The sequence below is a fragment of the Streptomyces tricolor genome, from assembly GCF_002155905.1.
In the GTDB taxonomy this organism is placed as follows: Bacteria; Actinomycetota; Actinomycetes; order Streptomycetales; family Streptomycetaceae; genus Streptomyces; species Streptomyces tricolor.
This window is the reverse complement of the sequence record NZ_MUMF01000021.1, coordinates 20,790-30,530: the sequence shown is the minus strand read 5'-3', so window position 1 is coordinate 30,530 and position 9,741 is coordinate 20,790. Positions and strand designations below refer to the sequence as shown.

Below are 9,741 nucleotides of genomic sequence, written 5' to 3'. Positions count from 1 at the left end.
GATCGGCGAGTTCGTCGGTGTCCTCGGTGCGGCGCTCCATGCTGTCGAGCAGGGTCAGCTGCTTGTGCAGCAGCACCTGGCTGCGACGGGCGAGGTTGACGAAGACCTCGGAGACGCCGGCCCGCAGCTCGGCCTGCTTGACCGCGGCCTCGACCGCCGCGCGTTGCAGGGTGTTGAGGGCCTGCCCCACCTCTCCGATCTCGGTCTTGTCGTACTCCAGGCGCGGCACCTCGGTCTCGACGTCGACCTGTTCCCCCGCGGACAGCCGGCGCATCACGCTGGGCAGCCGGACGCCGGACGCCTCGTGCGCCTCCAGGCGCAGCTGGCGCAGGTCGCGGACGAGGGCGCGGCCGACCCGGACGGACAGGACGACGGAGAACACCAGCGCGACCAGTCCGAGGACGCCCGCGACGGCCGCCTGTGCGATGACCTCGACGGCGACGGGGTGCACGCGCTCCTGGAAGCGGTCGCCCACCCGGTCGTCCAGGGTGCCGAGTTCGTCCAGGACGGTTGCCGCGGTGGAGTCCCAGCTCTTCGCCGTGACACCGCCGGGAGTACCGGAGCCCGTGGCGATGACGGTGCGTTCGGCCACGCGCAGCGGGGCCGTGGTGGCGTTGTTCCAGAAGTGTTCGTAGCGTTCGCGCTCGGCGGCGGGCAGCAGCGGGAGGCTGATGTCGTACAGGAGGGTGCGCTGGGCGACGAGGTCGGAGATGTCACGGGTCTCGTCGCGGGTGAGCCGGCCGACGACGAGGGAGGAGCCGAGCAGGGCGTCCTCGCGGGAGAGCAGCTCGCGGGCGCGGGTGAGGTTGACCAGGGCGCGGGCCTGCTTGTCGAGTTCGACGTCGTCGATGCCGTCGAGGGCGGCGAGGAGCGCGTAGCAGGGGTCCACAAGGCGGTTGTAGAGCTTGAGCGCCTGGGCGCGGGTGACGGTACCCTCCTCGACGCTGCGGCGCAGCGAGTCGAGCCCGTCGAGGGCGTCCAGGACGGCGGTCAGGTGCTCGCTGTCGTCCGTGTCCATGCCGGCCCGGATGTCGTGGTCCTTGGCGTTCTCGCGGAAGGCGGCGAGCGTCCGGTCGGTGGCGGCGCGGGTGCGGTGCAGGGCCGAAAGGGCCTCGGAGGCGCGTGGATCGGCGAGGTGGACGAGGGTCTGGCGGCGCTCCTGCTGCAGGGCGCGGACGGTATCCTCGGCGGGGTAGGCGATGCCTTCGACGATGTCGGTCACGCGGAACAGCTGGGCGACTTCGCGCCCCGTAAGCACCGTGGCGAAGCCCCAGATGGCGGTCAGGGACACCAGCGGCACGAGAAGCAGCGCCACGATCTTCCGGCGGATCGTCTTCCCGCGAAAGCGCATGGCCTCCCCCAGCTCGACCCCCGCCGGCCGGGGGTGCTCATGTCCATCTACAAACGGCGCGAGCCTACTACCGCACCACAGCTAACTCGAAGACATGTCCGGAGGGCGAACTTCCGCTCCGGCGGCCGGAGATGCCGAGTTGTCCGGGCATGAGGGGAGATTGCCACCGCGATCCGGCACCCGCGCCCGGCCCGGCGGCGGCCCCACGGACAGGTGGTTGGCCGGAATTTTTCGCCGGGTGGGAATCTTCGCGGGGTCTCGTTCGTCCTTCTCTATGGGAATTGGGGGCGGAATGGGCCACAGGAGCCGTATCCCGCACCCCGGCGGCGTAAAACAGCGCAAGCCGGGCAGCCACTGGGGAGTCGGGGTCTTCGGACGCCGGGGCGAGCGGTCTGCTGGCGGTGGGGAGTGACACGGTGATGGGCACGGCGGAGCGGCGCGGAGCGCCCGAGGAGAGCGTGGCGGTGCGCTCGCAGGCGGAGCGGCGCCGGGGTGCGCCGGATCGCGACATTCCGGCGCCTGCGCGCGCCGAGGAGGCCGCCGAAGGTGAACGGCGGCAGGAATACCGGCCGTTGTGGGTCGAGGAGCCCGCGCGCCGGCACCCGCTGCCCGACCCGGTGCGCACGGCGGCGGTGCGGGCGGTCCTGGTCATAGCCGTGACGCTGGTCCAGGCGATGGTGGCGTTCCTGTGCACGCTGGCCGGGTCCTGGCTGGCGTTCCCCATGGTGATCAGCGGTGTGGCGAGCACCGTCGTGGCCACCTGGGCCGTGGTCGACGTATGGGTGACCCGCCAGGTGTGGAACCAGCGGTACGGCGTGGTCTCCGAGCCGAGCAGCACGGCCCGGGCGCTCCGGCGGGAGCGTCGGGCCCGCCGGCGCCAGGAGCGGGCGAGCCTGCGGGAGCAGGAGCGGATACGCCGCAGGGGCGGCGCCGGGCAGCTGTCGCACTCCTGACCCGGCGCGTACCCGCGCTCACGGCGGCACCGGCGCGTCACAGCACCGCCGGCGCCACCCGCCGCCGTTCGTCCGGCCGCCCTTCCGTCCGCTGGAGTGCGCGCCGGGCCCTCAGAAAGGCGCGGGGCCGGTCCACTCCGAGCACGGCGACGGTACGGCCGTCCCGTTCGTAGCGGGCGAGGAACCCGGACGCACCGGGCGCACCGTCGTCGGCGATCTCGCCCTCGGTGACGTGGACGGTGTCGCCCTCGCGGTACCGGCCCGCGAACTGGATCCGGCAGCCGTACTGGTCGGACCAGAAGTACGGCACCGGGCGGGCGGTGGTGAGGGTGCGGCCGGCGAGCAGGTTGGTCACCGCGACGCGGGGCTGCTCGGTGGCGGAGGTCCAGTGCTCGGCCCGGGTACCGCCGGCCCGGGCGACGTCACCGACCGCGACCACCTGGGGCAGGGCGGTCACGCAGCCGTCGTCGCACAGCACGCCGTCGTGCAGAGCGAGTGCCGAGCCCGTGAGCCAGGAGGTGTGGGGGACGGCGCCGATGCCGACGATCACCACGTCGGCGGGCAGGGTGCGGCCGTCGGTGAGGTCGACCCCGGTGACGGTGGCGGTGCCCCGGAGTGCGGCCACGCCGGTTCCGGTGACGAGTTCCACGCCACCGCGGCGGTGCAGCGCGGCGCACACGGCGGCCATCCGGGCGCCGAATTGGGGCACGAGAGGCAGCGGCGCGGCCTCGACCACCGTGACCGCGTGGCCGAGCCGGGCGCAGGAGGAGGCGGTCTCGGCACCGATGAAGCCGCCGCCGATGACGACGACCCGGCGGGGCCCCCGGGTGAGGTCGGCGCGCAGGGCGCGGGCGTCGTCCAGGGTGCGCAGGGTGTGGACGCCGGCGAGGCTGTCGCCGGGCAGCCGGCGGGCGGCGGCGCCGGTGGCGATGACCACGCCGTCGGTGGAGACCGTGCGGCCGTCGCCGAGGAGGACCGTGCGGCCACGGGTGTCGAGCCCGCGGGCGCGGACACCGAGCAGCCACTCGGCGTCGAGTGCGGCGGTCTCCTCGGGGTCGGCGAGGGCCAGCCGGTTCTCGTCGGCGCGGCCGAGGAGGAAGTCCTTGGAGAGAGGAGGGCGGTCATAGGGGTGGTGGGGTTCCGCGCCGACGATCACCAGTCGGCCGTCGAAGCCCTGGGCGCGCAGCTCTCGGGCGGCGTAGAGCCCGGCGAGGGAAGCGCCGACGATGGTCACGGTCCTCATAGGGCACGGCTCCTGGCGTGGGTCGCGGGGCGGTGGGGGCGAGCCGGTGCCGCGCCGGGCGGTCGGCCGCGCCCGGCGGAGACGGGGTGGCGGTGCCGGGCGGTGGTCATGCGGCCGTGCCCTCCTCGGCGCCCAGGTGGACGTGCACCACGCCGTCCTCCACGGTGACGCGGTGGGTGCGCACGGGTCGCCGGGCCGGCAGGCAGGTCGGTTCGCCGGTGCGCAGGTCGAAGGAGGCCGCGTGCAGCGGGCACTCGACCAGGCAGCCCTCCAGCCAGCCCTCGGAGAGGGAGGCGTCCTGGTGGGTGCAAGTGTCGTCGATGGCGTACAACTCGCCGTCCTCGGTGCGGAACACGGCTATCGGCGGTGTGGTCGCGACGCGGACGGACTCGCCCTCGGGGAGGTCTTCGAGGCGGCAGACGGGAATCACGGGCCCCCCTCTCGGTCCGGGACACGCGGTCCGGGACCTGCTCGATGCAGGCGTCAGGGATGCTGCCGGGAGCCCGGACCCACGTCGGTCCGGCCCGGTGAAGCGGCAAGGGAGTGGCGGACCGTCATCGGTCCGGGTGGTCCGGCACCCTTCCGGGATCCGGACGCTTCGGTAACATGATGTTTCGCATGGCGCACGATCCAGCGCTATGCGCAACAGAATCCGGGCGGGACGACCGTCGCGTCAAGGGCTTCCCGCAGATGCGGCCCGAACCGGGCCGACAGGTGGTGAGAGTTGAGCCATGACCCGCACGCACAAGCAGTCCGACCGCAGTGAGGAGACCACCGACAACCCAGGGACCCCGGCGCGGCAGAACGGCCGCGGAGCAGCCAGTGCGGTGCAGTCCGTGGACCGCGCCGTGAGTGTGCTGGAGATCCTCGCCCGGCACGGCGAGGCGGGCGTCACGGAGATCGCCGAGGAGCTGGACGTCCACAAGTCCACGGCGTTCCGGCTGCTCGGCGTCCTGGAGAACCGCGGCCTGGTGGCCCAGGCGAAGGACCGCGGGAAGTACTACCTGGGGGCCGGCGTACTGCGCCTGGCGGGGGCGGCGGCAGTGCGTCTCGACATCTCCCAGGAGGGCGTCCCGGTCTGCCGGGAGGTCGCCGACGAGCTGGGCGAGACGGTCAACATCGCCGTACTCGACGACGACGCGGCGGTCAACATCATGCAGGCCCGCGGCACCGCGTCCGTGACCGCGCAGAACTGGCTGGGCAGACGCACCCCGCTGCACGCCACCTCCAGCGGCAAGGTGCTCCTCGCGCACATGCCGCCGACCCTGCGCGAGGGCCTGCTGGCGCGACCGCTGCCGCGGTTCACGGACCGCACGATCACCGGCGCGTCGATGCTGCGCGCGGAACTGGAGGCCGTGGTCGGGCAGGGCTACGGCGTCACGGTCGAGGAGCTGGAGCTGGGACTCGCGGCCGTCGCGGCACCCGTGCGGGCGCACGACGGCAAGGTGATCGCGGCGATCAGCGTCTCGGGCCCGGTGTACCGGCTCAACGCGGACCGGCTGCCGGAGGTGGCCAAGCGTACGGTCGCGGCGGGCGCCGAGCTGTCCCGGCGGATGGGGTACGGCTTCTGACCGACGGCCCCGGCGGGCGGACGGGCCGGCTCCCGCCGCAGCGTCCCCCGCACCGGACCGGCCCCTGCGCCGCCGTTCCTGCGTCCGGCCCCTGCGGCACCGCTCCCCGCACCGGACGATCGAGCACCCGCGCGGCCCGAACCACGGCGCGGGACCGGGGAGTTACCCGGTCCCGCGCCGTCGTGTGTCCGACAGGTTTCGCCCCCCAGGTTCCTTTTGCCAAGGGTTAACGCGCACCCCTTGACGGCTCCGTGACGCCGTTCTCAATATGTTCCCCATCGCGCAACCCATCGTGCAATGCGCAACAGCAGAGGAGCGTGTCGTGCCACACGAGGTCCGTGCCGTAGTCGCAGTGAAGAAGGGCGCACCCGTGGAGGTGCGGACGATCGTCGTCCCCGATCCGGGCCCCGGTGAGGTGCTCGTCGACGTGCAGGCCTGCGGGGTGTGCCACACGGATCTGCACTACCGGGAGGGCGCGATCACCGACGACTTCCCGTTCCTGCTGGGCCACGAGGCGGCCGGCACGATCGCGGCGGTCGGACCGGGGGTCACCGAGCTGCGGCCCGGCGACTACGTCGTACTGGCCTGGCGGGCCCCGTGCGGCAGCTGCCGTTCCTGCCGTCGCGGCCGACCCTGGTACTGCTTCGACTCCCGCAACGCGGCACAGCCCATGACGCTGCCGGACGGCACCCCGCTCACCAACGCCCTCGGCATCGGGGCGTTCGCCGAGAAGACGCTGGTCGCGGCCGGCCAGGCGGTGAAGATCGACCCGGCCGCGCGGCCCGAGGCGGCCGGTCTCATCGGCTGCGGGGTGATGGCCGGTTACGGCGCGGCGGTGAACACCGGCAACGTCGGCCGCGGCGACTCGGTCGCCGTCATCGGCTGCGGCGGCGTCGGCAACGCGGCCATCGCGGGTGCCTGCCTGAACGGCGCCATGAAGGTGATCGCCGTCGACATCGACGACAAGAAGCTGGACCAGGCCGAGAAGTTCGGCGCCACGCACACCGTCAACTCCCGGGGCACCGACCCGGTGGAGGCGGTCCGGGAGCTGACCGACGGGCACGGCGTGGACATCGCGATCGACGCGGTCGGCCGCCCCGAGACCTTCTTGCAGGCCTTCTACATGCGTGACCACGCCGGTGTGCTGGTCCAGGTCGGGGTCCCCGCACCCGAGATGAAGGTCGAGCTCCCGCTGCTCGACGTCTTCTCGCGCGGCGGCGCCGTCAAGTCCTCCTGGTACGGCGACTGTCTGCCGAGCCGGGACTTCCCGTTCCTCATCGACCAGTACCTCTACGGCCTGCTCGACCTCAACGCGTTCGTGTCCGAGACGATCGCCCTGGACCAGGTGGAGGAGGCGTTCGGCAAGATGCACCGCGGTGAGGTGCTGCGCTCGGTGGTGGTCCTGTGAGCGTGCGCGGGGCCGTGCGCGTCGAGCGGGTGGTCACCTCCGGCACGTTCAGCCTGGACGGCGAGACGTTCGGCGTCGACAACAACGTCTGGCTGATCGGCGACGACGAGGAGGTACTGGTGGTCGACGCCGCGCACGACGCCGCGGCGATCCACCGTGCCGTCGCCGGCCGCCGGGTCACCGCCGTCGTCTGCACCCACGCCCACGACGACCACATCGACGCGGCGCCCGCCCTCTCCGCCCTGACCGATGCGCCCGTCCTTCTGCACCCCGACGACAACGAGCTGTGGTCGCTCACCCACCCGGACCGCGCGCCGGACGGCGAGCTGGCCGACGGCCGGACCCTGACGGTGGCCGGCATCGCCCTCCGCGTGCTGCACACACCGGGCCACACCTGGGGCAGCTGCTCCCTCCACGCCCCCTCCCTGAGCACCGTCTTCACCGGCGACACCCTCTTCCACGGCGGCCCCGGCGCCACCGGCCGCTCCTACTCCGACCGCCCGGCCATCGAGGCCTCCCTCCGCGCGCGGCTGCTGACCCTGCCGGGCACCACCGTCGTGCACACCGGCCACGGCCAGGACACGACGATCGCCGCCGAGCGGCCGAACGTCCCCGCCGCTTGAGCAGCCCGCGGCCTCCCCCGCGCGCAGACGCTCCTTCCCCGACGCTCCCGCCCGCCGAAACTCCCTTGCTCGGCGAAACCCGACGAGACTCCCCGCACCTGCCATCCCCGCCACCACAAGGAGGGGCATGTCCAGCACACCCGAACAACGGTCCCAGGGACCCCGTGTCGTCGTCATCGGCGCCGGCATCGTCGGCTGCTCGCTCGCCGACGAGCTGACCGCCCGCGGCTGGACGGACGTCACCGTCCTCGAACAGGGCCCGCTGCCCGCGCCCGGCGGCTCCACCTCGCACGCTCCGGGGCTCGTCTTCCAGACCAGTCCGTCCAGGACCCTCGCGGAGTTCGCCCGCTACACCGTCGAGAAGTTCCGCTCCCTCCAGGTCGACGGCGTCTCCTGCTTCCAGCAGGTCGGCGGCCTGGAACTCGCGACCACCCCCGAACGCCTGGCGGACCTGCACCGCAGGGCCGGCTACGCGGCCTCCTGGGGTATCCGCGGCGAGGTCGTGAACACGGCCCGGTGCAAGGAACTCTGGCCCCTGCTGGACGAGTCGGTGGTCCTCGGCGGTTTCCACACCCCGGACGACGGCCTGGCCCGGGCCCTTCTCGCGGCGCGCGCCCAGATGGACCGCGCCACCGCGCGCGGCGCCCGCTTCCTCGACCGGCACACGGTCACCGGCATCGACCAGCAGGACGGCCGGGTCACCGCGGTCGTCACCGACCGGGGCGTCTTCCCGGCCGACCACGTGGTCAGCGCGGCCGGGTTCTGGGGCCCCGTGATCGGCCGCATGGCCGGCATCGACGTACCCCTGCAACCCCTCGCGCACCAGTACGCGAAGACCGGGCCGCTGCCCGAGCTGAGCGGTGCCACGGCCGAGGCCACGCGGCCCATCCTGCGCTTCCAGGACCGCGACCTGTACTTCCGCGAGCACACGGACCGCATCGGGATCGGCTCGTACGCGCACCGGCCGATACCGGTGGACCCGTTCGCGGTTCTCGCGTACGACGAGGCACGCGCCCGGGACATGGAGATGCCGTCCTCGTATCCCTTCACCACCGAGGACTGGGCGCCGAGCTGGGAGGACTGCCGGCGGCTGCTCCCCGCGCTGCGCGCCTGCGAGATCGAGACCGGGTTCAACGGGGTCTTCTCCTTCACGCCGGACGGTATGCCGGTGCTCGGGGAGGCCCGGCGGCTGCGGGGCTTCTGGCTGGCCGAGGCGGTCTGGGTGACCCACTCGGCCGGGGTGGCGAAGGCGGTGGCCGAGTGGATGGTGCACGGGCGGCCGTCCCTCGACGTGCACGAGTGCGATGTCACGCGATTCGAGGAAGCGCAGCGTTCACCGGCGTACGTCCGTGAACGCGGTTCACAGCAGTTCGTGGAGGTGTACGACGTCCTCCACCCGCTCCAGCCGATGGAACAGCCCCGGCCTCTTCGCGTCAGCCCCTTCCACGCCCGCCAGCAGCAGCTCGGCGCCTTCTTCCTGGAGGGCACCGGCTGGGAGCGCCCGCACTGGTACGAGGCGAACGCCCCGCTCGTGGACGCCCTCGGCGAGCTGCCCGAGCGCGACGCCTGGTCGGCCCGCTACTGGTCCCCCGTCGCCGCAGCCGAGGCCCGGGCCACCCGCGAGAAGGTCGCCCTGTACGACATGACCCCGCTGCGCCGCCTGGAGGTGACCGGCCCCGGCGCCCTCGCCTTCCTCGACCGCATGACCAGCAACAACCTCCGCAAGAAACCCGGTGCGGTCACCTACACCCTGCTCCTGGACGAGACCGGAGGCATCCGCTCCGATCTCACCGTCGCCCGGCTCGCCCCCGACCGCTTCCAGGTCGGCGCCAACTCCCCCGCCGACCTCGACTGGCTGCTCCGCCACGCGCCGGACGGGGTCCAGATCCGCGACATCACCTCCGGCACCTGCTGCGTCGGTGTCTGGGGCCCGCTCGCCCGCGCCCTCGTACAGCCCCTGACCGGTGACGACTTCTCCCACGAAGGCTTCGGCCACTTCCGGGCGAAGCAGACGTACGTCGGACATGTGCCGGTGACGGCGATGCGGCTGAGCTACGTCGGCGAGCTGGGCTGGGAGCTGTACACCACGGCCGACCTCGGGCTGCGGCTCTGGGACACGCTGTGGGAGGCCGGGCAGGAGCTGGGCGTGGTCGCCGCGGGCCGCTCCGCCTTCAACTCCCTGCGCCTGGAGAAGGGTTACCGGGCCTGGGGCACCGACATGACCGACGAGCACACTCCCTTCGAGGCGGGCCTCGGCTTCGCGGTGCGCATGGACAAGGAGGACTTCGTCGGCAAGGCGGCGCTCCGGCGGGCCCAGGAGCCCGCGCGCCGGCTCACCCCGCTGCTGCTGGACGACCCCGCCGCCGTGGTCCTCGGCAAGGAGCCGGTGTACGCCGACGGCGCCCCGGCCGGTTACGTGACCAGCGCGTCGTACGGCTACACGCTGGGCCGCTGCGTCGCGTACGCCTGGCTGCCGGCCGGCCTCGCCACCGGTACCGGTGTGCACATCGAGTACTTCGGCGAGAAGGTCGCGGCGACCGTCGCCGACGAGCCGCTGTTCGACCCGGAGATGACCCGTATCCGCCGCTAGGA

At 73.0% G+C, this 9,741-nt stretch carries 8 protein-coding genes; 5 read left to right on the top strand and 3 right to left on the bottom strand.

Annotation, left to right across the window (positions count from 1 at the left end; all coding sequences use genetic code 11):
• A partial coding sequence (locus tag CCN44_RS01910) for a nitrate- and nitrite sensing domain-containing protein (protein ID WP_143649577.1) occupies positions 1–1,351 on the bottom strand: 1,351 nt, incomplete at its 3' end.
• 419 nt (positions 1,352–1,770) lie between these two features.
• Here CCN44_RS01910 and CCN44_RS01905 point away from each other — a divergent pair.
• Positions 1,771–2,304, top strand: a complete 534-nt coding sequence (locus tag CCN44_RS01905; protein WP_059248156.1) for a hypothetical protein — start codon at positions 1,771–1,773, stop codon at positions 2,302–2,304.
• 37 nt (positions 2,305–2,341) lie between these two features.
• Here CCN44_RS01905 and CCN44_RS01900 read toward each other — a convergent pair whose 3' ends face one another.
• Both CCN44_RS01900 and CCN44_RS01895 read right to left on the bottom strand, forming a co-directional pair.
• Positions 2,342–3,547 carry an NAD(P)/FAD-dependent oxidoreductase gene (locus tag CCN44_RS01900; RefSeq protein ID WP_208639691.1) on the bottom strand — a complete coding sequence of 402 codons (1,206 nt, stop codon included), beginning with the start codon at positions 3,545–3,547 and terminating at the stop codon, positions 2,342–2,344.
• A 106-nt stretch (positions 3,548–3,653) separates the two neighbouring features.
• Positions 3,654–3,977: a bifunctional 3-phenylpropionate/cinnamic acid dioxygenase ferredoxin subunit gene (locus CCN44_RS01895; RefSeq protein WP_030644878.1), complete on the bottom strand. Its 324-nt coding sequence runs from the start codon at positions 3,975–3,977 to the stop codon at positions 3,654–3,656.
• A 301-nt stretch (positions 3,978–4,278) separates the two neighbouring features.
• Between CCN44_RS01895 and CCN44_RS01890 the strand changes: the two genes are divergently transcribed.
• The 4 genes from CCN44_RS01890 (at position 4,279) to CCN44_RS01875 (ending at position 9,739) form a co-directional block, all read left to right on the top strand.
• Positions 4,279–5,118: an IclR family transcriptional regulator gene (locus CCN44_RS01890; protein ID WP_237481274.1), complete on the top strand. Its 840-nt coding sequence runs from the start codon at positions 4,279–4,281 to the stop codon at positions 5,116–5,118.
• A 322-nt stretch (positions 5,119–5,440) separates the two neighbouring features.
• Positions 5,441–6,526 (top strand): S-(hydroxymethyl)mycothiol dehydrogenase, encoded by a 1,086-nt coding sequence (locus CCN44_RS01885; protein ID WP_059248157.1) that lies wholly within the window; start codon positions 5,441–5,443, stop codon positions 6,524–6,526.
• Positions 6,523–7,149 carry an MBL fold metallo-hydrolase gene (locus tag CCN44_RS01880; protein ID WP_086696679.1) on the top strand — a complete coding sequence of 209 codons (627 nt, stop codon included), beginning with the start codon at positions 6,523–6,525 and terminating at the stop codon, positions 7,147–7,149. The genes CCN44_RS01885 and CCN44_RS01880 overlap by 4 nt, the downstream gene beginning before the upstream one ends.
• 127 nt (positions 7,150–7,276) lie before the next feature.
• Positions 7,277–9,739 (top strand): GcvT family protein, encoded by a 2,463-nt coding sequence (locus CCN44_RS01875; RefSeq protein ID WP_086696678.1) that lies wholly within the window; start codon positions 7,277–7,279, stop codon positions 9,737–9,739.
• The last annotated feature ends 2 nt before the right edge of the window (positions 9,740–9,741 follow it).